This window comes from Enterococcus sp. DIV2449a (assembly GCF_051711225.1).
Taxonomy (GTDB): domain Bacteria; phylum Bacillota; class Bacilli; order Lactobacillales; family Enterococcaceae; genus Enterococcus_D; species Enterococcus_D casseliflavus.
In genome coordinates this window covers 3,078,824-3,103,609 of sequence record NZ_JBIOME010000001.1, presented here as the reverse complement: position 1 = coordinate 3,103,609, position 24,786 = coordinate 3,078,824, and the positions used below count along the sequence as shown (strand labels likewise).

26 protein-coding genes, 1 tRNA gene and 1 other annotated feature are annotated in these 24,786 nt (G+C 44.1%); of the genes, 20 read left to right on the top strand and 7 right to left on the bottom strand.

Annotated features, from left to right (window positions below):
• Positions 1 to 2 precede the first annotated feature (2 nt).
• The 5 genes from prfA (at position 3) to upp (ending at position 5,334) form a co-directional block, all read left to right on the top strand.
• Positions 3 to 1,076: a peptide chain release factor 1 gene (gene prfA / locus IGI76_RS14730; protein ID WP_005227884.1), complete on the top strand. Its 1,074-nt coding sequence runs from the start codon at positions 3 to 5 to the stop codon at positions 1,074 to 1,076.
• On the top strand, positions 1,069 to 1,926 hold the full coding sequence (prmC, locus tag IGI76_RS14725) for a peptide chain release factor N(5)-glutamine methyltransferase (protein ID WP_333718778.1): 858 nt from the start codon (positions 1,069 to 1,071) through the stop codon (positions 1,924 to 1,926). Before prfA ends, prmC begins: the two co-directional genes overlap by 8 nt.
• 175 nt (positions 1,927 to 2,101) lie before the next feature.
• Entirely contained in the window at positions 2,102 to 3,130 is a 1,029-nt protein-coding gene (locus IGI76_RS14720) for an L-threonylcarbamoyladenylate synthase (protein WP_016609911.1), read from the top strand.
• An 81-nt stretch (positions 3,131 to 3,211) separates the two neighbouring features.
• Positions 3,212 to 4,456: a serine hydroxymethyltransferase gene (gene glyA, locus IGI76_RS14715; RefSeq protein ID WP_005227890.1), complete on the top strand. Its 1,245-nt coding sequence runs from the start codon at positions 3,212 to 3,214 to the stop codon at positions 4,454 to 4,456.
• A gap of 248 nt (positions 4,457 to 4,704) precedes the next feature.
• On the top strand, positions 4,705 to 5,334 hold the full coding sequence (gene upp, locus IGI76_RS14710; protein WP_005227894.1) for a uracil phosphoribosyltransferase: 630 nt from the start codon (positions 4,705 to 4,707) through the stop codon (positions 5,332 to 5,334).
• Between the two features lie 175 nt (positions 5,335 to 5,509).
• Here the strand turns inward: upp and IGI76_RS14705 are convergent, their stop codons facing one another.
• Positions 5,510 to 5,746, bottom strand: coding sequence for a hypothetical protein (locus IGI76_RS14705; protein WP_005227896.1), 237 nt, complete (start codon positions 5,744 to 5,746; stop codon positions 5,510 to 5,512).
• A 126-nt stretch (positions 5,747 to 5,872) separates the two neighbouring features.
• Between IGI76_RS14705 and IGI76_RS14700 the strand changes: the two genes are divergently transcribed.
• From IGI76_RS14700 to IGI76_RS14670, 7 genes are all read left to right on the top strand, one after another.
• Positions 5,873 to 5,945: transfer RNA gene (locus IGI76_RS14700), tRNA-Thr, on the top strand.
• A gap of 325 nt (positions 5,946 to 6,270) precedes the next feature.
• Complete coding sequence (locus tag IGI76_RS14695) at positions 6,271 to 7,455, top strand: FtsW/RodA/SpoVE family cell cycle protein (RefSeq protein WP_333718777.1); 1,185 nt, start codon at positions 6,271 to 6,273, stop codon at positions 7,453 to 7,455.
• Between the two features lie 9 nt (positions 7,456 to 7,464).
• The gene (locus IGI76_RS14690; protein ID WP_010749085.1) at positions 7,465 to 7,842 is read left to right on the top strand and encodes an arsenate reductase family protein; all 378 of its coding nucleotides are present in this window, start codon (positions 7,465 to 7,467) and stop codon (positions 7,840 to 7,842) included.
• Entirely contained in the window at positions 7,824 to 8,162 is a 339-nt protein-coding gene (locus tag IGI76_RS14685) for a glycine cleavage system protein H (RefSeq protein ID WP_010749086.1), read from the top strand. The genes IGI76_RS14690 and IGI76_RS14685 overlap by 19 nt, the downstream gene beginning before the upstream one ends.
• 77 nt (positions 8,163 to 8,239) lie before the next feature.
• Positions 8,240 to 8,489 (top strand) — a binding site (T-box leader).
• A 71-nt stretch (positions 8,490 to 8,560) separates the two neighbouring features.
• Positions 8,561 to 9,595: a methionine ABC transporter ATP-binding protein gene (locus tag IGI76_RS14680; protein WP_333718776.1), complete on the top strand. Its 1,035-nt coding sequence runs from the start codon at positions 8,561 to 8,563 to the stop codon at positions 9,593 to 9,595.
• Entirely contained in the window at positions 9,588 to 10,274 is a 687-nt protein-coding gene (locus IGI76_RS14675; protein ID WP_081116877.1) for a methionine ABC transporter permease, read from the top strand. The genes IGI76_RS14680 and IGI76_RS14675 overlap by 8 nt, the downstream gene beginning before the upstream one ends.
• Before the next feature lie 44 nt (positions 10,275 to 10,318).
• Positions 10,319 to 11,173: a MetQ/NlpA family ABC transporter substrate-binding protein gene (locus tag IGI76_RS14670; RefSeq protein WP_333718775.1), complete on the top strand. Its 855-nt coding sequence runs from the start codon at positions 10,319 to 10,321 to the stop codon at positions 11,171 to 11,173.
• 38 nt (positions 11,174 to 11,211) lie between these two features.
• Here IGI76_RS14670 and IGI76_RS14665 read toward each other — a convergent pair whose 3' ends face one another.
• The 3 genes from IGI76_RS14665 to IGI76_RS14655 all read right to left on the bottom strand — a co-directional run bounded on the left by IGI76_RS14665 (position 11,212) and on the right by IGI76_RS14655 (position 13,755).
• A complete protein-coding gene (locus tag IGI76_RS14665) occupies positions 11,212 to 12,258 on the bottom strand; it encodes a helix-turn-helix domain-containing protein (protein ID WP_438781658.1) in 1,047 nt (348 codons plus the stop codon).
• 248 nt (positions 12,259 to 12,506) lie between these two features.
• Entirely contained in the window at positions 12,507 to 12,824 is a 318-nt protein-coding gene (locus IGI76_RS14660; RefSeq protein ID WP_005227922.1) for a DUF960 domain-containing protein, read from the bottom strand.
• 316 nt (positions 12,825 to 13,140) lie between these two features.
• On the bottom strand, positions 13,141 to 13,755 hold the full coding sequence (locus tag IGI76_RS14655) for a 50S ribosomal protein L25/general stress protein Ctc (protein WP_015510436.1): 615 nt from the start codon (positions 13,753 to 13,755) through the stop codon (positions 13,141 to 13,143).
• Between the two features lie 300 nt (positions 13,756 to 14,055).
• On the opposite strand from IGI76_RS14655, the gene IGI76_RS14650 reads away from it, so the two are divergent.
• The 3 genes from IGI76_RS14650 to udk all read left to right on the top strand — a co-directional run bounded on the left by IGI76_RS14650 (position 14,056) and on the right by udk (position 16,177).
• Positions 14,056 to 14,772 (top strand): 16S rRNA pseudouridine(516) synthase, encoded by a 717-nt coding sequence (locus IGI76_RS14650; RefSeq protein WP_128488035.1) that lies wholly within the window; start codon positions 14,056 to 14,058, stop codon positions 14,770 to 14,772.
• Between the two features lie 14 nt (positions 14,773 to 14,786).
• A complete protein-coding gene (locus IGI76_RS14645) occupies positions 14,787 to 15,470 on the top strand; it encodes a YjjG family noncanonical pyrimidine nucleotidase (protein ID WP_333718774.1) in 684 nt (227 codons plus the stop codon).
• Positions 15,471 to 15,553: 83 nt separating this feature from the next.
• Entirely contained in the window at positions 15,554 to 16,177 is a 624-nt protein-coding gene (gene udk / locus IGI76_RS14640) for a uridine kinase (RefSeq protein WP_005227927.1), read from the top strand.
• A gap of 347 nt (positions 16,178 to 16,524) precedes the next feature.
• On the opposite strand, the gene IGI76_RS14635 is transcribed toward udk, so the two are convergent.
• The 3 genes from IGI76_RS14635 to IGI76_RS14625 are packed head-to-tail and all read right to left on the bottom strand — an operon-like array spanning position 16,525 to position 19,006.
• On the bottom strand, positions 16,525 to 16,998 hold the full coding sequence (locus IGI76_RS14635; RefSeq protein ID WP_005227930.1) for a GNAT family N-acetyltransferase: 474 nt from the start codon (positions 16,996 to 16,998) through the stop codon (positions 16,525 to 16,527).
• Between the two features lie 13 nt (positions 16,999 to 17,011).
• Positions 17,012 to 18,328: a sensor histidine kinase gene (locus IGI76_RS14630; protein WP_333718773.1), complete on the bottom strand. Its 1,317-nt coding sequence runs from the start codon at positions 18,326 to 18,328 to the stop codon at positions 17,012 to 17,014.
• 3 nt (positions 18,329 to 18,331) lie between these two features.
• Positions 18,332 to 19,006 (bottom strand): response regulator transcription factor, encoded by a 675-nt coding sequence (locus tag IGI76_RS14625; protein ID WP_005227933.1) that lies wholly within the window; start codon positions 19,004 to 19,006, stop codon positions 18,332 to 18,334.
• A 132-nt stretch (positions 19,007 to 19,138) separates the two neighbouring features.
• Here IGI76_RS14625 and IGI76_RS14620 point away from each other — a divergent pair, with 132 nt between their 5' ends.
• The 5 genes from IGI76_RS14620 (at position 19,139) to IGI76_RS14600 (ending at position 24,731) form a co-directional block, all read left to right on the top strand.
• Positions 19,139 to 19,861, top strand: coding sequence for a polyphosphate polymerase domain-containing protein (locus IGI76_RS14620; protein WP_034869049.1), 723 nt, complete (start codon positions 19,139 to 19,141; stop codon positions 19,859 to 19,861).
• The gene (locus IGI76_RS14615; RefSeq protein WP_005227945.1) at positions 19,851 to 20,528 is read left to right on the top strand and encodes a DUF4956 domain-containing protein; all 678 of its coding nucleotides are present in this window, start codon (positions 19,851 to 19,853) and stop codon (positions 20,526 to 20,528) included. Before IGI76_RS14620 ends, IGI76_RS14615 begins: the two co-directional genes overlap by 11 nt.
• A 15-nt stretch (positions 20,529 to 20,543) precedes the next feature.
• Complete coding sequence (locus IGI76_RS14610; protein ID WP_123834479.1) at positions 20,544 to 22,400, top strand: carbohydrate-binding domain-containing protein; 1,857 nt, start codon at positions 20,544 to 20,546, stop codon at positions 22,398 to 22,400.
• A gap of 170 nt (positions 22,401 to 22,570) precedes the next feature.
• Positions 22,571 to 24,055, top strand: a complete 1,485-nt coding sequence (locus tag IGI76_RS14605; RefSeq protein WP_333718772.1) for an ABC transporter permease — start codon at positions 22,571 to 22,573, stop codon at positions 24,053 to 24,055.
• Positions 24,056 to 24,065: 10 nt separating this feature from the next.
• Positions 24,066 to 24,731: an ABC transporter ATP-binding protein gene (locus IGI76_RS14600; protein WP_333718771.1), complete on the top strand. Its 666-nt coding sequence runs from the start codon at positions 24,066 to 24,068 to the stop codon at positions 24,729 to 24,731.
• The last annotated feature ends 55 nt before the right edge of the window (positions 24,732 to 24,786 follow it).

The following is a 24,786-nucleotide window of genomic DNA, read 5'->3' as shown; positions in this document are numbered from 1 at the left end:
CAATGTACGATCAGTTACAAGCAATCGAAGACCGTTACGAAGAATTAGGCGAATTACTAAGTGATCCAGCCGTGATCTCTGACACCAAACGCTTCATGCAGCTTTCAAAAGAAGAAGCCAATACACGGGAAACGGTGGAAGTCTACCGCCGTTACAAAGAAGTCGTTGAAGGAATCAAGGATACCGAAGAAATGCTTGGGGAAAACCTTGATGCGGAAATGGCAGAGATGGCCAAAGAAGAACTCTCTGACTTGAAAAAAGAAAAAGACGTTTTAGAAGAACGCATCAAAATTTTGTTATTGCCCAAAGATCCGAATGATGACAAAAACATCATCATGGAGATCCGTGGTGCAGCGGGCGGCGATGAAGCAGCCTTATTTGCTGGCGATCTTTTCAATATGTATCAAAAATATGCGGAAAACCAAGGCTGGAAAGTCGAAGTCATGGATGCCAACGTCACTGGGATCGGCGGCTACAAAGAAGTCATCATGATGATCACTGGCGACAACGTCTTTTCAAAATTGAAATATGAGAGTGGCGCCCACCGAGTGCAGCGGGTACCGTCTACCGAATCACAAGGCCGAATCCATACGTCTACGGCAACGGTCGTGGTTATGCCTGAAGCTGAAGAAGTCGAAATCGATATCGCAGACAAAGATATTCGGACCGATATTTACCATGCCTCTGGTGCTGGTGGTCAGCACGTCAACAAAACAGCTTCTGCTGTTCGTCTGACTCACTTGCCAACAGGGATCGCTGTTGCGATGCAAGATGAGCGTTCACAGCTGAAAAACCGTGAGAAAGCGATGAAAGTCTTGCGGGCACGGGTCTATGACCAAATGCAGCAAGAAGCACAAAGCGAATACGATGCAAACCGTAAATCAGCAGTGGGTACTGGCGATCGTTCTGAACGGATTCGCACCTATAACTTCCCGCAAAACCGCGTAACAGATCACCGCATCGGGTTGACTATTCAAAAATTGGATCAAATTTTAGCTGGAAAACTCGATGAAATTGTTGATGCACTGATCGTTTACGATCAAACATCAAAATTAGATGAGATGCAAAATGGCTAAAACCTATCGAGAAGTCCTTTCACGGGCTTCTTCTTTTTTAGAAACGAAAGGGCTGGACGGGTATGCGATCCAATACCTGTTTTTACAGCGAAAAAAGTGGCAGCAACTCGATTGGCTGCTGCAGATGGACCAACCCATCTTAAGGGAAGATGAGGCACAGATCGCAGCAGATCTTGAGCAGCTGCTGCAGCATGAACCACCGCAATATTTATTAGGGTATGAAGAATTTTATGGGCATCGCTTAAAAGTGACCCCTGCAACCTTGATCCCGCGTCCAGAAACCGAAGAGCTGGTGGAAAACTGTCTGACAAAACTACCAGCAGATCAGCCGCTGCAAGTCGTAGACATCGGCACAGGTACTGGAGCGATCGCCATTGCCTTGAAATTAGCACGTCCCCAGTGGGCCGTAAGTGCCGTGGATCTTTCAGCAGAGGCATTAGCCGTTGCTAAAGAAAATGCGGCAGCCTTAGGCGCGGAGATCCGCTTTTTCCAAGGAGATACCTTAGAGCCTGTGGCAGATCAGCAATGGGATCTGATCGTTTCCAACCCGCCGTATATCAGCGCTGAAGAGTGGCCGCTGATGGATATCAGCGTAAGAGAAAAAGAGCCTAAAATGGCGCTTTTTGCTCAAGAACAAGGATTGGCGATCTATAAGCAATTGGCACAGCAAGCACCGAATTGTTTGGCGCCTAACGGGCAAATGGCGCTAGAAATCGGCTTTCAGCAAGGACTAGCTGTTCAACAGCTTTTTGCAGCCGCTTTTCCCAACAAAGAAGTTACCGTAGCAAAAGATCTTGCGGGTCAAGACCGGATGGTGTTCGTCAGTCATCCACAAGATGTGGATAAATAAATTTTTTTTCTACAGAAAAATTGTAAAAACCTTATGAAATAAACAACTTCTAAATAAACCGAGTTATAAACAGGGTTATCCACACTTGACAAACGACTTATCCACAAAATGTGGAAAAGAAACGAGAAAATGTTGATAAGTGTGGAAACTTCTCAAAAAAGGATGTGGATAAATTGTGGAAACAAAAATTTTTGATCAAACACAGTTGAACGAAGCCGCAGCTATTTTAGCTGAGGGGGGATTGGTGGCGTTCCCGACGGAAACCGTCTATGGACTTGGGGCTAGCGCGCTTTTGCCCACGGCTGTTGCGCAAGTATATCAAGTCAAAGGGCGACCTAGTGACAACCCTTTGATCGTTCATATTGCCGAGCCAGAGCAGTTGGAACCGTTTGTGGATAACAAGCATCCTTTTGCTGATAAATTGATGGAAACTTTCTGGCCTGGGCCCTTAACCTTGATCTTTTCGATCAAAAAAGACAGTTTACCTAGCATTGTTACTGGCGGCTTATCCACAGCGGCTTTTCGGATGCCAAACAACACCAAGACGTTAGCGTTGATCAAACAAGCCCAACAACCATTGGTTGGCCCTAGCGCGAATACTTCTGGTAAACCAAGCCCAACATCAGCTGCGCATGTTCAGCATGATCTGGCAGGCAAAATCGCTGGCATCTTGGATGATGGGGTGACGCAGATCGGTGTCGAATCAACGGTCTTAGATTTGAGTGACCCAACGGCGCCGCCGATCATCTTACGTCCTGGTGCGATCTCTAAAGAACAGCTTGAAGCAGTTTTACAAACAAAAGTCCTCGTCGATCAGCACTTAGTAACAGAAAGTGAAGCACCCAAAGCGCCTGGCATGAAATACAAGCACTATGCACCGAATACCAACGTCATGATGGTCAATGATCAAGATTGGCCGGCAGCCATGGCTTGGGCAAAAGAACAGCAGTTTAAGGTAGGGGTTTTAGCTGGACCAACGATCGCCGAGCAAGTCCGCTTTGAAGCTGCAGCCATCTATTTATTTTTTGATGACAGTGTGGAAGCCGCGACAAAAGGGCTGTTTGCTGGTTTACGGGCGTTAGATGAATCGATTGCTGAGTTAGATGTCTTATTTGCACCCACGTTTCCAGAAAGCGGCTTAGGGGCTGCTTATATGAATCGGTTGAAAAAAGCTGCAAATCAAAGTTTCTTTCAAGAAAATTAGCAAAAAACCAGAATTCATTATAGGTAGCTTATGAAGAAATGTGATACAATGCTACCATTAAGGTAAAGGGGTGTTGTAAGCATGGATTATCAAACGTTTGATCCCGAATTGTGGCAAGCGATCGAAAAAGAAACGAATCGTCAACAAAACAATTTGGAATTGATTGCGTCTGAAAATATCGTTTCAGAAGGTGTAATGGCTGCGCAAGGTAGTATTTTGACAAATAAATACGCTGAGGGTTATCCAGGTCGTCGTTACTATGGCGGTTGTGAATTTGTTGATGTGGTAGAAAACTTAGCAATTGAACGGGCGAAAAGTATTTTCGGTGCGGCATATGCCAATGTTCAACCGCATTCTGGTTCTCAAGCCAACACAGCAGCTTATTTAGCGTTGATCGAAACAGGCGATACAGTATTAGGGATGGATCTTTCCGCAGGCGGTCATTTGACTCATGGCTCACCAGTGAATTTCAGCGGCAAGACCTATAATTTTGTTAGTTATGGTGTTGATCCTGCAACAGAAGTCATCGACTACAATGTCGTTCGTATTTTGGCGCGTAAGCATCAACCGAAACTGATCGTTGCTGGTGCCAGTGCTTACTCACGTACGATCGATTTTGCGAAGTTCCGTGAAATCGCTGATGAAGTTGGCGCAAAATTGATGGTGGATATGGCGCATATCGCTGGTTTAGTAGCGGCTGGTCTTCATCCAAACCCAGTTCCTTATGCGGACATCACGACTTCTACGACCCATAAAACATTACGCGGCCCTCGAGGCGGCTTGATTTTAACAAATGATGAAGACTTAGCGAAAAAAATCAATAGTGCCGTTTTCCCTGGTATCCAAGGCGGCCCATTAGAGCACGTTATCGCAGCGAAAGCTGTTGCTTTTAAAGAAGCACAAGATGAGTCGTTCAAAGAGTACTCTGAGCAAGTCATCCGCAATGCACAAGCAATGGCGAAAGTCTTCAACCAAGCACCACAAGCCCGCTTGGTCTCTGGTGCAACAGACAATCACCTATTATTGATCGATGTGCGCGGCTTTGATTTGAACGGCAAAGAAGCAGAAGCTTTGCTGGATCAAGTCAATATCACCGTCAATAAAAACTCGATTCCTTTCGAATCACTAAGTCCTTTCAAAACGAGTGGGATTCGCGTGGGGACACCAGCGATCACTAGTCGTGGCTTTAAAGAAGAAGATTGTGTCGAAGTGGCGAAATTGATCGTCAAAGTTTTAGAAAAACCAAATGATGAAGCCGTTTTGGCAGAAGTCACGGCGCAAGTCAAAGAATTGACGGACAACTATCCACTTTATAAAAATAAATAAAAGGGGACTGTGACAGAAGTTAAGGTCAGACAAGACGTCTCACGCGTTTTTCCTGCGCTATAGCTCTTTGATCACCGAAAGTGAGAAAGGGGCTAGAATGAACGCAGAGGCGTGTTACATGCCGTCTTGTCTCCTTCCTTCTAACACAATCCTTTTTTTGAGGAAAAGCAGTATTGCCTGTGGCAGATGGTTGTAACAAGAGCCGATTTGCTTTAAAATAAGAGAAAAACCAAAGGAGATTTTTTTAAATGGGTAAATTTCAAGTAATCGATCACCCGCTGATCCAACACAAATTAACAATGATCCGCGACAAGAACTGTGGAACAAAGGTTTTCCGTGAAGTTGTTAATGAAATCGCAATGTTGATGGCGTATGAAGTGTCTCGCGACATGCCGCTTGAAGATCTAGTGATTGAAACACCAATTGAAGAATCAACACAAAAAACACTATCTGGTAAAAAGGTAGCGATCATTCCGATCCTGCGTGCAGGTCTAGGCATGGTTGATGGTATCCTTGAATTGATCCCAGCCGCAAAAGTTGGTCATATCGGGATGTACCGTGATGAAGAAACGCTAGAACCACACGAATACTTCGTAAAATTACCTGAAGACATCGATGAACGTCAATTATTTATCGTTGACCCAATGTTAGCTACGGGCGGTTCAGCGATCATGGCGATCGATGCACTGAAAAAACGCGGCGCTTCAAACATGAAATTCGTCTGCTTAGTTGCTGCACCAGAAGGCGTGAAAGCATTGCAAGATGCCCATCCAGATGTTGACATCTACACTGCAAATCTTGATGAACGCCTAAATGAACACGGCTATATCGTTCCTGGTTTGGGCGATGCCGGTGACCGTCTATTCGGTACAAAATAAATCAATACAAATAAGACAAAGGCAACTGAAGTTTTGCCTCGTCAATGATGCCATGGAAGAAGATCGACAGCCAAAACGGTTCGATCGGTTATCCATGGCTTTTTTTGAGCTTTTCATAAAATCAGACAATGAAAAAAGGAGAAAATCAACTGATTTTCTCCTTGCATTAAACGGGTTATAGTTTGGTTAATTGTTTGTAATTGATGATCAATACACCATTACTTTGCGAAACTAATTTCTGGTTTTCTGGGGTTTCGTTCAGCTCGACCACCGCAGAGTTTTTCAACTGCTTTGTGATGGTACCAGTTTGTTTCTTCCCATGGAACGTGAACATGACAGGAGTAGCGACCTCAAACGTTGAACCTTCTTGTGACGGGACAATTGTTGTTTCGAATTTACCAAATGTTGCCATGTAAAAACCTCCTTGATACTTCTATTATATCACAATTTTCGGAAAATTTCAGTAAGTAGATTTTTTTCAGCAGACCTCTTTACAAAACAACCGTTTTTGCATATAATTTTCTTTGTGCCATACAACGCCAGCTTAGCTCAGTTGGTAGAGCAACGCACTCGTAACGCGTAGGTCACAGGTTCGAATCCTGCAGCTGGCATAACCAAAACCATCACCTCATAGACAACCTATGACGTGGTGGTTTTTTGTTTTATTTGAAAACAGAGAGTGTGTTTTTAGGAGAAAAATCAATCAGAAAGTATATGGTTCTAAAAGATAGCCAGATATTATTATGACATAATGTTCTATGGCATTTATTTCATAATTTTAAGAAGCAGAAAAACGAATTGCACTTCATTTTTAACCCTCTTTTCCCGAAAATCATTAAAGTTTCTAAATTTTTTGTGAATGCTCATGGACAATCCTTTCTTTTCTCCTCAATTATCACTATAATGGATAAAGATTCTACAGAAGAGAGTGTGGACATGGAAAATTCACGAATAAAAACGAACGATAATCGAATTGACTACGGTGTGATTCTACCCGTATTTTTATTATGTCTGATTGGTTTGGCGTCCCTGTATGTGGCGCTGACACACGATCCAAATAATCCGAATATGCTGCGAACGTTAGGGTTTCAAGCTTTATGGTATGTGTTAGGCATTGTAGCCGTGATCATTATCATGCAGATCAAATCAAAATGGCTCTGGAAATTGACGCCCTATATTTATGGAGCTGGGCTTGTCGTTATGTTGGCGCTGCTGAAATTTTATGATCGGACAATGGCTGACTCGACAGGGTCGAAAAACTGGTTCCGTTTTGGTCCTTTTACCTTGCAGCCTTCAGAATTGATGAAGATCGCCTATATCATGATGTTGGCGTTAGTCGTCACGCAGCACAATGTCAAGCATCGGGAACGGGATCTGAAAACAGATGGGTTACTGATTGCAAAAATGTTAGCCGTCACGATCCCAGTCCTGATCCTGATCACCTTACAAAACGACTTTGGTACGATGTTGGTCTTTCTGGCGATTTTCGGTGGGGTCTTCTTGATGTCAGGAATCTCATGGCGAATCATCGTGCCAGTGATTGCGGCATTTGTGATTCTCGGCGGTGGAACGATTTTCTTAGTGACTACCGATGTTGGTCGCGAGTTTCTGTACAATACAGGAATCTTTAAAGAATACCAATTCGCCCGTATCGATTCGTGGCTAGATCCTTTTCATGATACCCAAGGGCAATCCTTCCAATTGGCGTATGCTCTGATGGCGATCGCCTCTGGCGGGATGTTCGGGAAAGGATTTAATGTCAGCGATGTGTATGTACCAGTCCGAGAATCCGATATGATTTTTTCGGTGATCGGTGAGAATTTTGGGTTTATTGGCAGCGCGTTTGTCATTTTATTGTATTTTATTTTGATTTACCGAATGATCCGCGTATGTTTCGATACCAACAATGAATTTTATGCCTACTTGGCAACTGGGATCATTATGATGATTCTCTTCCATGTGTTTGAAAACATTGGCGCAAACATCGGTCTCTTACCGTTGACGGGGATTCCACTGCCGTTTATCAGCCAAGGAGGATCTGCCCTATTAAGCAATATGATTGGGATCGGTTTGATTTTATCGATGCGCTATCAAGCTGAGACCGCACCAAAAACACTTTAAGGAGTTCACATGATTACATTTTATTGGTACCCAAAATGCAGTACATGCCGAAATGCGAAGCGTTGGTTAGAAGAGCACGAGATTCCCTTTGAAGCGATCGATATGGTAGCTACACCGCCTCAACCGGAACAATTGCTGGCTTGGATCCAATCAAGCGAAGCACCGTTAACCCGTTTCTTTAACACAAGCGGCATGAAATACCGTGAATTGCAATTAAAAGAAAAAGTGCCGACCATGACTGCCCAAGACGCAGCCGATGTGCTGGCAACCGATGGTATGTTGATCAAGCGCCCACTGCTGGTTAGCGGCGACCGCTTTTTGATTAATGGATTTAAAGAAAATGAATATGAAGGAGTCTTACTAGAATCATGGAAAAGAAATGCTTAAGAAAAAAAGATAATTTGTGGGTTTTGTTTAACGGGAAAGAATATTGTGTCGGTTTAACAAAAGAAGCGCAAGAAGAACTTGGTGCGGTCACGTTTGCTTCGATTCAAAAAGCAGGAACTGCTTTAAAACAAGGAGAGACCCTTGTTGAGCTGGAAGCGGAAAAAGCAGTCAGTGAATTTCCAAGTCCATTGACGGGCGTGATTTCTTCCGTAAATGAAAAAATCGATCAATCGATTGATACCTTAAATGATGAAGACGAAATGAACGCTTGGCTGGTCAGCTTCAAAGAGGTTGACCCAAGCCAATTTGAAGCCTTGTAAGTCAAATCTGTAAAAACGACTATTTTTTCAAAAAGAATTGACAGTCGGATAAGACGTTGCTATAATTTGCTCAATAAATGAATGCTTTGAAAAGAAGAGTACATGTTCTTAACGTACACAGAGAGCCCTGTTTGGTGCAAATGGGCAACGGAGAGAGGATGGAAGATGGTCTTTGAGCATGATAGGTGAGTGGAAACAAGCCTATCACGGGAGGCACCCGTTACAGTGCAGCAGTATGCGAAGTAATTCAAGTACTGAGCGAGGCTGTTGATGCGAATCGACAGTAAATCAAGGTGGTAACGCGGAAGTTGTGCTTTCGTCCTTTGTAACAGTATAATGTACAGAGGATGAGAGCTTTTTTTGTGTTTAACCAACCAAAGAGGAAAGATGGGAATAACATGGCATTAATCGAATTGTCGCATGTGAAAAAGTCATTCGGCAAAAAGCAAACGGCTGTCCACGCCGTCAATGATGTTTCATTGCAAGTGGAAAAAGGCGATATCTATGGAATCGTCGGCTACTCTGGTGCTGGGAAAAGTACATTAGTTCGTTTGTTGAACGGCTTAGAATTGCCGACAGCAGGAGATGTAGTCATTAACGGTCAAAATATTTTGGCATTGAAAAACAAAGAATTGAGAAACTTCCGCAAAAAAATCGGCATGATTTTTCAGCACTTTAATCTATTATGGTCTCGAACGGTGGCGGAGAACATCGAATTGCCATTGGAGTTGGCTGGCGTTGAAAAAGCAAAACGACGTCAACGAGCGCAAGAGCTGATTAAATTAGTTGGGTTGGAAGGACGGGAAACTGCCTATCCGGCACAATTGTCTGGCGGGCAAAAGCAAAGAGTCGGGATTGCTCGTGCATTAGCGAATGAACCAGAAATTTTGCTGTGTGATGAAGCAACGAGTGCGTTAGATCCACAAACAACAGAAGAAGTGCTAGATCTCTTGCTTTCCATCAATAAAAAATTGCATTTGACGATCGTGCTGATTACCCATGAAATGAACGTCATTCGCAAAATCTGCAACAAGGTCGCGGTGATGGAGCATGGGCAGATCGTTGAAGAAGGATCAGTACAATCGGTTTTCCGTAACCCGCAGCAAGAAGTGACCAAACGTTTTGTTCAGCAAGATTTGGAACCAGAAGAAGATGTTGAAGAACTACGGCAAGCCTTCTTACGAGAAAATCCGCAAGGGCATTTAGTGACCTTGACCTTTACACAAGACAACGCCAATGAACCAGTCATTTCACAAGCGATCCGCCGCTTTCAGATCGATGTCAATGTCGTTTACGGAAAGATCCAACAAACCAATGAAGGATCCTTTGGCGGCTTGACGGTCTTATTGACAGGTGAAGCAAGTGAGGTCGAAAAAGCGATCGCCTTTTTCAAAGAGCAGCAAGTGGGCGTGGAGGTGATTGAGCTTGGATAAGTCATTTGTAGAAACCTATTTTAATTTTGAAAAAGTCGACTGGACCAATATGCAGCAAGCAACCCTAGACACCTTGTTTATGACTTTCTTCTCCATGGTTTTAGTGGTCGTGATCGGTTTGCTTCTAGGATTGGCGCTTTATTCACTAGGGCGTAAACAAACAGCGGGAGCCAACATTTTCTATAACGTGGTTTCCATCATCAGTAACGCCTTTCGTTCAACGCCATTCATGATTTTGATGGTCTTGATCATTCCGTTTACAACATTATTAGTCGGTTCATTCCTAGGGGCAAAAGCAGCGATCCCAGCATTAGTTTTATCGGCGGCACCGTTTTATGCTCGGATGGTGGAAATTGCTTTTCGTGAAGTCAATCCTGGTGTGATTGAAGCAGCGGAAGCGATGGGTGCTAGTTACTGGGAGATCATCTACAAGATCGTGATTCCCGAAAGTGTTCCAGCATTGATTTCAGGACTGACGGTCACAACGATTTCAATGATTGGTTATACTGCCATGGCAGGCGCGATCGGTGCCGGCGGGCTAGGCGCTTTGGCTTGGCAAGAAGGATTTCAACGTGGAAATTACACTGTTACGCTTGTTGCAACAGTGATTATTTTAATTATCGTTTTCATTATCCAAGGAATCGGCGATTTCCTTGCGAAAGCCACCGATAAACGGTAAATGAAACGAAGAACAAAAAGTGGAAAATATGGGAGGAAATGGATATGAAAAAGATTTTTGGTATTGCAACAACCTTATTGTTAACTGCCGCTTTAGCTGCTTGTGGCACAGGCTTAAATTCAGGAAGCTCTGACTCATCTGCGGCTGAGGGAGAATCAACAAAATTAGTGATCGGTGCATCAGTTACGCCTCATGCGGAAATTTTAGAACAAGCCAAACCTTTACTAGCAGAAGAAGGCATTGATCTTGAAATCAAAACCTTCGATGATTATGTGTTGCCAAACAAAGCATTGGAAAATGGGGATATCGATGCCAATTACTTCCAACACATTCCTTACTTGAACAAACAAATCGCAGACAATGGCTATGATTTTGTCAATGCTGGTGCGATCCATATCGAGCCAATGGGGCTTTACTCAAAACGAATCTCTGATATTTCAGAACTAGAAGATGGTGCAACGGTTCTTACTTCCACTTCTGAATCTGACTGGGGTCGTATCCTAACGATTTTACAAGATGCTGACTTGATCACTTTAAAAGACGGCGTTGATACAGAAACGGCAACCTTTGATGATATTGCTGAAAATCCGAAAAACTTAGAATTTAAACATGACGTCGATCCATCTCTTTTGGCGACTGCTTATCAAAACGACGAAGCAGACCTAATTGCCATCAATGCGAACTTCGCATTCGGGATCGATTTGAACCCAGCGGATGATTCTGTTTTATTAGAAGCGGATAATTCGCCTTATGTCAACGTGATCGCTGTCCGCAGTGGTGACGAAGATAGCGACAAAATCAAGAAATTGATCGAAGTGCTGCATTCAGACGAAATCAAAGACTTTGTGGAAGAACAATGGCAAGGTTCAGTGAAAATCGTTGATGCTGACGCAAAATAATTCACTGCCAATTAAATGAACTTCAAAAGAGCGTGTCGCTACTTAAGCGGACGCTCTTTTTTTTGCGGAAAGGCAATGATTGGTTGGAAAAAAGAGAGCTCTTGCCAAATGCATTCATAGAGTAAGGGCAACTCGGGATGCTTTTTTAAGAGTTTTTCGTAATGGGGAAGCTGAGTCAAAAAAGCCTGGACCAAGCGTTGGGAACGTTCAGATAGGCAAGGATTTAGTGGCGGATAGACAAATAAATTGCCTTCCAGTAAGGCGCCCAAAAGATGGGCTTGGAAAATTTTCGACAAAAGCACTTCTAATGGTTGCTGGAGCGGATGCTCCGACAAAATCGGCGTGATGATTCGTCGCAAAAGGAAGGCTTCTTCTGTTGGCACATAAAAAGGCTCCAGTGTTAGCAGCTGTTGCCACAAAAATAAATAGCTGCGTTCACCAACTAAATAAAAACGCGGCACAAAACATGTTGGATAAACTTGCTGAGTAAACGTGGCGGGGGTGTTGGGATAAAAAGCGTTTGCCCGCAACTGATGAATCTGCTTCAGTTCTTGAAACGCTTGATTAGAAGAAAGCGTCGGGCTTGCTAAGAGGGTGAGTCGAAAAATCACATAGCGCAGTTGCCGTTCATTGCCAGTAATCAAAGGAAAACTGCGACGGTCGATCCTTAGATGATAAGGTGCCAAAAAAAAGGAAAAGGACAAAAAGCGCCGATGCAAATTGGAGGGGCTCAGGTAATACCGCTTGTGGAGGTCTGCAAAGGAAATGGTCGGCATTTTTAACAGTAACAAGAGCAACTGATAGTTTGTACTTTTATTAAACAATGCAGCAAGCATTTCTGTATGGGAGAAGTTTTTGCTGGCTAGGGGCTGCTGCAAATCATGAAAGGCACGAATGTGTCCTTGCTGCACATCATAATGGAAGGAAGGGTCCTCGTTTAAACAACTGGACAGTAGCCGACGGATCGTTTTGACGGAAAGATTTTGGTCGGCAGCAGCTTTATTCAAAGGAAGGGGATTTTCGCTCAAGAGCATCGTGGACAGACGCAGCATTTGCATAATATCTTTTTCAAGGATATTTTTCAAAACTAGGCACCTCTTTCAGCTGAATTTTGCAACTGTCCTTATTATAAGGGAACTTCACACGTTATTTTAACATACAAAAAATAGTCAATAAAACGTAATAAAAAACGGGGGATTCATTGGTTGCTTGCTCGAACCCTTTATAATATGGAATTAAATGAGAGGAAGGAATCAAAAAAAACCACCTTTTAAAATAAAAAGGGTGGTTTTTTTTGTAAGTATCGTTATAAAAAGAGAAACACGAAGCGCTGTTAACGAGTCTCGCTAGGCAATAAAATCGTTTGCCGCTGCCCATCGTCATACACATAGACTTTTTGGGGATAGAGGTCGGAATAACGGTAAGGCAGATCAACGCCGAGTTCGATTTGACTTTGTGCTTGAGAAAAAAGCAGTGTGACACGACCGTGATTGTTTTGGACTTCAAAGGTGAGCAGATTTGTCAACGGAATAAACCCTTTTAAATCGAGATCGATGATTAACCAAATACTATCGATCAGTTCGCCAGGCAGTGTTTGAACAATCCCGCCAGAAGCGTAGCGGCTGCGGTGATCATCAAATGTTTCAAACATAAAAATCCCTCCTTCAAGTAGGCTTGCCAATAACATCAAATTTGTCTATTTATCATAATGAAGAACCGTCAAAAATGCAACTACTTCTGCTTTTCTTTTTGGTCAGCGACGCATTTTAACTATTTTCTTAAAAATTTGATGGGTTGGCTGGACCAAGCTTTCCCATGACGTCTTTCAGTGGAAAATAGTCAGTTGCAGCTCACCAGCCCTTCGTAAGAATGAAAAAGACTCTTAAAGGAAAAGCCCTTCAAGAGTCTTGTATTTCTTAGAAGTGTCTGTTGATTGAAGACGCGATCTTAAGAACGATGTTCTATGATTATTCTTCGTCTTCACCGATAACTGCTGGTTCAGCAGCTTCGCCAGCTTCTTCATCTTCAGTGATTTCTTGTGGTTCAGTAACCGCAACGATTTGTTCTTCTGGATCGGTCACGATCGTGTACTCGTCGTTCTTAGGCAGATCAGCCACTGTTAATGAATCGCCGATCTCTAATGACGTTACATCGATCTCAACACGTTCAGGCAATTTGTCTGGTGTTGCTGATACAACGACTGTATACAAGTTTTGTGCTAGAACACCACCAGCTTTGACACCAGCAGATTCGCCAATTAAGGTTACTTCTGCTTCTACTTCTGTTTCTTCATTCATATCGACAGATAGGAATTCAACGTGGGTTAAATTGCGTGTGAAGGTATCTGATTGATACTCTTTGATCAGTGTATTGACTTTTTTGCCTTCTAAACTGATCGTGATTACGGTATTCAATCCATTTTCACGCAAGATTTTTTCTAATTCTGCTGCATTGACAGCAATCGGTGTGCTTTCTACTTTGTACCCATTGACAATTGCAGGTACTTTTCCTTCGTGGCGCAACTTGTTCCGTAAAGAACGTGGGCGAACTTCTCTTTTCGTAACTTCTAATGATACTGACATAACTCAATTCCTCCTAAAATTTTCTCGTTAATAACGAGATTTTTTAAGCAAATTTTGTTAACTCTGCACATTAAGTGGTACGTGAGTGAAAACACGCAAAAGGGCAGTTGTGTACACAACTGCCCCAGAAAGTTTTGGTTCAACTTTTCTCCACCAGGTCATAACGCTGTGTATGAGAAACTATATTTACTTTACTCTTTAACCTTACGCAAAAAGACAAAGAAAGTCAAATCATTTGAAATCCTGGCAGTTTCCTTTCGCTAGATCCTGAGCTATAATAGCCACTATGGAGAAAAATTTATGCGTTTAGATAAAGTGATCGAGCAACAATTGAATACTTCTCGTAAAGAGATGAAACGGTTGTTTCAGCAAGGAAAAGTCCTCGTGGATCAAAGGATTGAAGGGCGACCTGAGCGCAATGTCGATAGCGCCATCCATCAAATCATGGTTGCGGGTCGTCAGTTGGAGACGCAGGAACGCTATTATATCGTCAACAAGCCCAATGGTGTCGTTACAGCGAATGTTGATCAACAGCACCAGACAGTGATCGATTTGATTGCACCAAAGGACCAGCACCCAGATCTTTATGCCGTCGGTCGATTGGATCGGGACACGGAAGGGTTGGTATTAGTTACGACGAATGGTCAGTTAGGCTATGACTTGCTACATCCCACCAAAAAGGTGACCAAGCGATATGAAGTGGTGGTCAATGACTTGGTGACTCCTGAAGATGTGGCGGCATTTGCCACAGGGATCACCTTTCATGGTGGTGTCACTTGCAAACCAGCTGCCCTAACGATCATCGATGCCCGAGCGGCTCGTTCCTTTGTTTCGTTAGAAATTGCTGAAGGCAAGTTCCATCAAGTGAAAAAGATGTTTTTAGCCCGAGGGAAAAAAGTCATTCAGCTGAAACGAACAGCGATGGGTTCGCTGGTTCTACCAGATGATTTAGCAGTGGGGAGTTATCGCTCGCTGACGCAAGAAGAATTAAAAGGACTGGCGGCGCATTTCCGCTGAGAAAGAGGGAGAAAATGAAGTATAAAACATTATTATTTGATGTCGATGACACGATCCTCGACTTTCAAGATACCGAAGATCAAGCCTTAAAAGCACTATTTGAAGCTCATGGCTTGGAAATGACCCCAGAGCGCAAACAAAGCTATCAAACGATCAATCATGATTTGTGGCAGCAGTTTGAGCAAGGGAAAATCACGAGAGACCAAGTCATCAATGAGCGTTTCGGTTTGTTTTTTGAAACGCAAGGCATTCAGGTCGATAGTCCAGCAGTTGAATTGGCCTATCGGGAATTTCTAAATAAAGGACATAAACTGTTAGACAACAGTGATGAGATCTTAGCGGAGTTGGCGCAGCATTTTGACCTATACGTGGTGACGAACGGGGTTTCTGAAACCCAATATCGCCGCTTGGAAGATGCCAAATTAAAGCCGTATTTCCTTGATATTTTTGTTTCAGAAGATACAGGGTATCAAAAACCAATGAAAGAATATTTTGACTATGTGTTTGCTCGCATACCAAACGTTAAAAAACAAGAAACAGTCATCATTGGCGATTCACTGACTTCAGATATCTTAGGCGGACAACTGGCAGGGATCGATACGATTTGGTTCAATCCAAAGAAAAAAAACAGTGGTGAGATTCAGCCTACTTATGTGATCGAACGTTTGCAGCAATTACTTCCTTTATTGCAGCACTGATTCTACAGAAACAGTAGTAATTTGCCGAATTTTCGCTATAATAGAACCAGTGTGAATTTTTTAAGATGAAAGAGGTTAATTGAATGACGAATGGCAAGCCCATTATTATTGGTGTGACAGGTGGATCAGGTAGTGGAAAAACAAGCGTGAGTCGGGCGATCTTTAATCATTTCCCCAATCATTCTATTATGATGCTTGAACAAGACTCCTACTATAAAGACCAAAGTGATCTGAGCTTTGAAGAACGGTTGAACACCAACTATGACCATCCTTTTGCATTTGATACTGATTTGTTGATCGATCACTTGCAACAGCTGCTTGCATATCAAACGATCGAAAAACCCGTCTATGATTATGTCGCGCATACCCGCAGCGAAGCAACGATCATTCAAGAACCCAAAGAAGTCATTATCTTGGAAGGGATCTTGATTCTAGAAGATGAGCGATTGCGTAATTTAATGGATATTAAACTTTATGTTGATACAGACGATGATATTCGAATCATTCGCCGAATCAAACGTGACATGGAAGAACGTGGCCGGACATTGGATTCTGTGATCGAACAATACTTGACGGTGGTAAAACCGATGTATCATCAATTCATCGAACCGACCAAACGGTATGCCGATGTCATCGTACCAGAAGGCGGCGAAAACCACGTAGCCATCGATTTGATTACGACCAAAGTAGCGACCTTCTTATCCTAAGTTTTTTTATCCATCAATTGGAATGTTTCTATTTGAAAAGTAACAATTGATTCATGAAAAACTGCTGATAGGCACTCTTTCTTGAGAAATGCTTATCAGCAGTTTTAATTTTATAAAAAACAGTAGTATTCCGACTAGTTTTATGGTAAAGTAATCCTCATGCGACGAGTCGAGAAGGTCTAGCATTAGCTGACCAGATTGATAGCAGAGGCACACCGCGTAAGCAACCTACCGGATTTGTAGGGTGTCGGAATATTCCTTTTGTGGAGATAGGGTATTCTACTAGCAATAGTACTGTGAGTAAAGAAAGCTGTGAACATTTTTGTTCACAGCTTTTTTTTGTTCATTTAGGTGAGAGAACAGCGATAGATGGTGGAAGACTCTCCCCAAGGATGGTAGCCCGTCCCGATCGGTTCAAAAGCAAATTTCTCATAAAAAGTAGAAAGATCCGTACATAGATACAAAGAATCAAAACCAGCTCCAGCAGCACGTTGCTTGGCTGTTTCGATCAAAAGGCGGGCACCGCCTTGGCCACGCCACAAAGGGTCCACATACAAGGCGCAAAGCCAAGGGGTCAAATCCATCCGACTGATGAAGTCGTTGGGGATCAAGCCGCCGCAGCCGATGATTTGATAACGTCCGTCTGCTGCGATTTCTTCGTTGACCAGCAGCAGCCATTGCGGCAAAGGATTTGCTGAAAAACTATGGGTCAGGCTATCCTCATAAACCATGAGGGAGTCGGGACCAGCCCACTGTTTTTGGAAGTAACGAATGGCTTCTGCTAAGTAGTCAGGGTGTTCTTTAAGGGTGATGACCTGCATTTGTTTTTCTCCTTTATCCTTCTTTAGGTAAACGAATCTGAAAAATAACCCCTCGTGGCTGCAAATCTTTGACCTGGATTTGTCCCTTGTGCTCTTCAACGATTTGCTTGGCGATCGCTAAGCCTAAACCATAGCCGCCGGTCTCTTTGGAGCGGGAACGATCCTCGCGGTAGAAGCGGTCAAAGATACGGGCTTTTTCTTCATCGGAAATGGCTGGTCCTGTGTTTTTGACCTCGATCAGCCATTGCTTGTTAGAAATCTCCGATAAGAGGGTGATTTTATCACCACTGCTGGTATATTTTAAGGCATTATCTAGGAGGATCACGAGGACTTGATGGATTTTCTTTTGGTCAAAGCAAGCGGTCGTTTTGGCAAAGTTTTCGACAACAAAGTGTTTTTGATCCAATTCGGCAATTTCTTTGAAAGGTTTGACTAAGTCATCGATAAAAGGAGCTAGCTCGATGGTTTCTTTTGTCAAAAGCAATTGATTGGAATCACTGCGGGCGATCGTCAGCAAATCCGCCGTTAATCCAGTCAGCCGCCGAGTTTCCGCTAACGCTTGCGCGATGCTTTCAGATTCTTCAATGATCGTATGATTGGGCTTGGTAAACAGGCGTTCCAGACTGTTTTGAATGATCGTCAATGGTGTGCGCAGCTCATGGGATGCATTTTCGACAAATTCCTGCTGTTTTTTCCAGGAGGCTAAAATGGGGCGCATGTTCAAGCTGGAAAGCAAATAGCTGATCCCGATCGAAAGAATCCAGAAAAAGATCATCGATAAAATCAAAATCGTTTGGAAATTGTTCATCGCATTTTTGATTTGGTTAGTGTTCGCCAAGACTTGGATATAGCCGACACCAGCATCATTTGTTGGTGCTTTGGTGGTGATCGAACGAAACAAAAGGGTCTCTTCTTCCTCTGACAAGGACTGATCCACCACTGAAAAAGATGTGATACTGTCTAAGTGGCTTGTATCTAAAGATAAACTTGCCAGTTGTGAAAAGCGGCCGCCCAAGGTCTGCTTGTTTAATATCTCACCGTCTTCAGACCAGAGAATCAACTGGGTATTGAAGCGATTGGTCCCAGGGATCTTTGGCATGGCACTATCTGGTGGCAATACCTCTAGATTGGATTGCGAAGCGTTGATCTCTGCTTGGATCAAGCGGGTATCTTTGACTGCTTGTTCCAAAGAAATGTCGGTTTGCCGATAAGCCGATTGGTTGAACAATTGGAGGACGATGGTTCCTAAAAGTAAGAAAACCAACGCAAAGGCACTGACATTTAGGAGAAAGGAGTGCAGCCGTTGTCTCTTAGAGCGTTCTTTATTCATAGACTAGGCTCCTTGCATAATATAGCCGACATTTCGCAACGTACGGATCTCTTTGTCGATCCCTGTCTGGCGCAAGTGTTTCCGCAGATTGCTCATATAGACTTCGACGACAGTCAAGGTCGTTTCTGAATCAAATCCCCAGATGCGATCAAAAATCTGTTCCTTAGTCAAAATAATGTTTCTATTTTGTAGAAAATAAAGCAGCAGCTCAAATTCTTTCCCTTGGATCGGCAAAAGCTGCCCTTGGTAACTGACCTCATTGGTGCCAAGGTTGCACAGCAATCCGTTATATTCCAGGGTATTTTCATTGAACAAACCTAAGGAGCGTTTTAGCAACGCTTTGATCCGCATCAATAATTCTTCCCGATAAAAAGGCTTGGTCAAATAATCATCTGCCCCTTTTTGAAAACCGGTCACTTTGTCTTCTAAGCCGTCTTTGGCTGTTAAAATCAGGACGGGTGTTTGGAGTCCTTTTTTTCTTAGGGCAGAAAGCACCTCATAACCGTTCATCTCTGGCATCATCAAGTCGAGAATAATCAAATCATAGATCCCCGTTTCTGCCTCGTATAAGCCTTCACTGCCATCATAGGCTTGTGTGACGTCACCGATCTCGCTGACGATTTCTTTCATATTATCAGATAATGTTTTGTCATCTTCGATCACTAATAGTTTAATCATGTTCCCACCTCTTTAAGGATAAGAATAGCACGAATAGCATAAAAAATGCTTAAAAAAACTGTTTTGCCTTAAGCTGCATTTAAGATAGCTGCCGTAAATTCAGTGCATGGATTTCAAGGGAGGAACATTTTTATGAAATTGAAAAAAGTCTTTCAAAGAAAAGAGACAAAATATTTAATAGCCAAGGAGCAATTTCCTGCATTTCTTGCTGAGCTTCAGCAAAGAATGGCGATCGATGAATATGGGCAGCACACGATTATGTCCTTGTATTACGATACCCACGATTACCGCTTTATTCGTCATTCGATGGACAAACCGAAATACAAAGAAAAATTTCGGGTCCGCAGCTATGGCATACCGACAGAGCAGCAGTTGATTTTTTTAGAGATCAAAAAGAAAGTCAATGGCGTGGTCTACAAACGCCGAATCCCGCTGCCCTATGCTGACTATTGCGGCTGGTTGCAAACAGGGGTCTTGCCGTCAATGGCAGAAGCACCGCAAATCGCTGCAGAGATCCACTGGCTATTTAAGCAAAACCCAGACTTGCTGCCGAAAGTGTTGATTGCCTATGATCGCTTGTCGCTGTTTATTGATGATGATAGTGAATTTCGCGTGACATTCGACCAAAACATTCGCTTTCGCACCTATGATCTTATGTTCGGTTCTGGCAGTGAGGGGGCGCTGGTAGCACCTGAAATCGGGGTGTTGATGGAAGTGAAAGCCCTCGGTGCTTATCCGTTATGGTTTGTGGAGCTGTTGAACAAATACAGCGTGCGCAAAGGTAGCTTTTCGAAATATGCCCAAACGTATCAACGGCATTTGTTCAAGAAGGAGGAATGGTTACATGTTATCTAGTCTGTTTTCTGGCGATACGAGCACCCTTGAATGGCGTAGCTTATTGATCTGTATCGCCGCCTCATTGCTTTTAGGAATATTGGTAGCTGCGATCCATATGATCCGCAATGTCTACACAAAAAACTTCGTCATTACCTTGGCTGTTTTACCGATCCTCGTTCAATCCGTGATCATGCTAGTCAACGGCAATCTTGGCACAGGTGTGGCGATCTTAGGCGCCTTCAGTTTGATTCGTTTCCGCTCGGTTCCAGGAGGGTCTAGAGAGATCACCAGCGTCTTTTGGTCGATGGGGATCGGTCTGGCAACTGGGATGGGCTATGTCGGCTATGTCGTGATTTTTTCCATCATCGTGGCGCTTTTCTTGACCCTTTTATACACGGTGCCCTTTGGCGATCGACAAGCCACGAGTGAACGAGAACTGAAAGTCACGATTCCAGAAGATTTGGATTATCCGCAACTATTCGATGATCTCTTTGAAAAATATACGCATTCTGCCAAACTGACATCGGTTCGAACGACCACGATGGGGAGCTTATATGAGTTGCGTTATCAGTTGCTGTTAAAAGACCAAGCGCAAGAAAAACAAATCATTGATGAAGTTCGGGTTCGTAATGGCAATTTACCCGTTGTTTTAGGCAAGCTCACCGCTAACCGCGATGAGCTGTAGAAGGAGGAACCTCTTATGAAAAAACTCATTTATCCGCTCTTACTCTCATCGCTGCTCCTAGGCGCTTGTGGGCAAACCGATAGTAGTAGCACGAGCAGCAGCTCCAGTTCTGCAGCGGCTGTTTCAGGTTCTGCCGCAGTGACCAACGTTGCAACGACTCTTGATGATGCTACGGACTATTATGGCAGTTACGAAGAAGAAGACGTGGATGCCTCCTACGATGAGGCGACCGCCACGCAACTTGAATTGAATGACGGCGATACGACGGCTGTTGATGGCGTTGCAGTGGAAGACCAAACGGTGACGATCACGCAAGCTGGTACCTATGTCGTCAGCGGTTCCTTAAGTAATGGTCAACTGGTTGTCAACGTCAATAAAGAAGAAAAAGTCCATCTGATCTTTGCGGGTGTCACGATCACCAATGAAGATGGGGCGGCAGTCGTCATCGAACAAGCAGAAAAAGTCATCACGACCTTAGCCAGTGATACGACAAATACTCTGATAGATGGCAGCAGCTACACCTTGGCGGAAGGTGAGACGGAACCAGATGCCGCTTTTTATAGTAAAGAAGATTTGTCCATCAACGGTGATGGAACGTTGGTGATCACAGGAAATTACAGCAACGGGCTGCGCAGCAAAGATGATTTGGTTTTAGCTGGTGGCACGATTGAGATCACAGCGAAAAACAATGCCATCAAAGGAAAAGATTCCGTGTCGATCTTGGCAGGGAACTACACGCTGAACACCACTGAAGGAGATGGCATCCAAGCGAATAATTCGGAAGATGCGGAAAAAGGCTACGTTGCGATCGATGGCGGTACCTTTACGATCCAAAGTGGGCGTGATGGCATCCAAGCAGAAACAAATTTAAGCATCCAATCAGCCGATCTCACGATCAAAACGGCTGACGGGGCACAAAGTCAGTCGCTAGTGACGGATGAAAGCTACAAAGGATTGAAAGCTGGCGGTGTGATGACCATCAGCAGCGGTACCTTTGCGATCGATAGTGCAGATGATAGCCTGCATGCCAATGATACCATCAACATCACAGGTGGTACGATCACTGCCAACAGTGGTGACGACGGCATACATGCGGACAATGAATTGACGATCTCCGATGGGACGATTGCTATCGAAGAATCCTATGAAGGACTAGAAGCAAGTGTGATCACGATTGCTGGTGGTACGACACACGTCGTGGCTAGCGATGACGGGATCAATGCCGGTGGCGGCAGTGATACAGAGGAAACCACTGGCCAATTTGGGCAAGACAGCTTTGGTGGCGGTCCTGGCGGTGGCGATACCGCAGATGACAGCAAACAAATCACAATCACTGGCGGGACGTTGGTGGTCGATGCCGAAGGGGATGGCCTGGACAGTAACGGCAATGTCACTATGAGTGATGGGGTCGTCATCGTAAATGGTCCAACGACCGGTGGCAATGGCGCTTTGGATTATAACGGGACGTTTGAAATCACTGGCGGTGTCTTGTTAGCTGCTGGTACGACCGATATGGCCATGAATGTCAGTGGGGGAAGTCAACAGTCGATCGGGATCAGTTTCGATCAAACCCAAGCAGCAGAGACCCTTATGACCTTAAAGGATAGTCAAGGACAGACGATCTTGTCCTATGCACCAAGTAAAAGCTACCAACATGTGGTTCTTTCTAGCCCAGATTTGACGGATAGCAGCTATACATTGGTCAGTGGGGGAACGAATGATGCGCAAGCTGTTTCTGGTTATTATGCTGGTGGGACCCTTAGTGATGGGACGGAATTAGGAACGTTGCCCGTCACGGAAACGATCGCCAACTTGACCCAATCAGGAGCTACAGCGACAACCAATCAAATGGGCGGCGGCTTTGGCCGTTAGTTGAAGGTTCCTCGATCATTCCCTTGGGGTCATCAATAAAACGTGCAGATCGCAGAAGACAGCTGCGGTCTGTTCCAACGTTTTGAAAAATCAGGGGAAGATTTAAGTTCAATTTAAGCTAAGGTTCTTATAGTCGAAATACAATAATTTGCCATTCAGGAGGAACAAAGATGAATTTTTTGAAACGAGGTCTCCAAAGTTTATGGGCGAAAAAAGGCCGGAGCCTGTTGCTGATCGCCGTGTTTTCTGCAATCTTTATTTTTGTATTGGCGGGTCTGACGATTCGCAGTGCGGCACTAGTAGCGACTGAAAATGCCCAGAAAAGTGTTGGCGCAACTGTGACGTTGCAAGCAAACCGCGAGCAGGCTTTTCAGCAAAGGAGCTCTTCTTCTGACAGCGATGACCAAAGCACCCGACCAGATCCAGGGAGTTTTCAATCGACACCAGTAGCGATTACTGATGCCCAAGCGATCGCCGATTTAGACGGGGTTGCCTCATATAGTTTTGAAGTCAGCACCTCTGCTGATGCCGTCAGCGGGATCGAACCGATCTCCAGCAGTGACTCATCGACAGAGTCAGAAGCAACCGATAGCAGCGAGACGGGGCAAATGGACGGTATGCCAGGAGGAATGCCTGGCGGGAATATGAGTACGGGTGATTTCCAAATCACTGGTGTATCAAGCAGTGCGGCGTATACGACTTTTTCGGAAGGAACAGCGACAATCACGGATGGAGAAGGCATTACTTCTGAGGATGAAGGTACGAACCAAGTCCTGATCGAATCCTCACTAGCCGAAGCAAATGATTTGGCAGTCGGAGATACGTTTTCGATTACTGATGCAGAGGACAATGAAGTCGAAGTGACGATCAAGGGAATCTATGAAACGAGTGAAGTAGGCAACAGCATGAGCCAAATGTTCAACTTTCTCAATCCAGCCAACACGATCTTTGCTTCTTATACCCTTGCCAATACGTTGAGCGGCAATGAGGACACCATTGACTCGGCAACCTATACCTTGAGTGATCCGTCTGAGATGACAGCATTCGTGGAAGAAGCGGAAGGGTTGATCGATACAGAAACCTACAGCATTCAAACCAACGATCAAATGTATCAGTCGATGCTGACACCATTAAATAATGTCGCTAGCTTTGCAAAAAATATTATTGTGTTAGTTGCTGCTGCCGGTATCATTATTTTGACGTTGATCGTGATGATGTCGATTAGGGAACGTCGTTATGAGATTGGTGTATTGCTCTCTTTAGGCGAGTCACGGGCTAAAGTGATCCTACAGTTTTTCACAGAGATTTTTGTCTGTATGGTATTTGCTTTAGGGATCGCGGCCGCTAGCGGCAATCTTGTCGGGAATGCCGTCGGAGAGCAATTATTGGCACAACAAACAGAGACAACGACTGATCAAGCAGCCACTGAAAACGCTGGTCCTGGAGGCGGGGAGATGCCGCAAATGGGCGGAAATCGTGGTGGTTCTTTCCCATCCTTCACCCAATCAGCAGAAGTGGAGTCCTTAGAAATCACCGTTTCCCCTCAACAAATTGGTTTATTGGCATTACTCGGTCTAGGGATCAGTTTTGGCTCGATCTTACTCTCTTCCGCGGGCATTTTGCGGTTGAATCCGAAAAAAATCTTGGTTTCTTAGGAGGAACGACATGACATTACGAACAGAACAATTAGGATATTGGTATCAAAGCGAAGCAGAAGCGCTGTTTCGTGACGTTGATTTGACCTTTGAACCTGGCAAGATGTATGCGATCTTAGGTTCTAGCGGATCGGGGAAAACAACTTTCCTGTCACTGATCACGGGCCTAGATACACCGAAAGAAGGAAAGATTTTCTACAATGAAGAAACGTTAGCAAAAATCGGATTGCGAGAATACCGCCGCAAAGATGTTTCCATCGTGTTCCAAGCGTATAATCTATTGCCTTATATGTCGGCACTGGACAATGTGATCACAGCGATGGCGATCGCGAAGTCGCAGCAAGCTGATAAAAAGGCCTATGCTTTAGCCAACTTAGCCAAAGTTGGCATCACGGAAGAGCTGGCACTGAAAAAAGTGACCCAATTATCGGGTGGGCAACAGCAGCGGGTGGCGATCGTTCGCGCATTGTGCTGTGAGCATGAGCTGATCGTAGCCGATGAACCGACTGGAAACTTGGATGAAACGACGTCCAAAGAGATCGTCAAACTATTTCAAGAAATTGCTCATGAGCAAAAAAAATGTATTATCTTAGTGACCCATGAGCAAGAAGTAGCCAAGGCTTGCGATGTCGTTTATGAGCTAAAAGAGCGAGCATTTTCTAAAGTTGAAGGATAAGCTTTGCTTAGGGTAGCTGCTAGTTATTAGGGCGGAGGCAGTTGCTCTTCTTGAG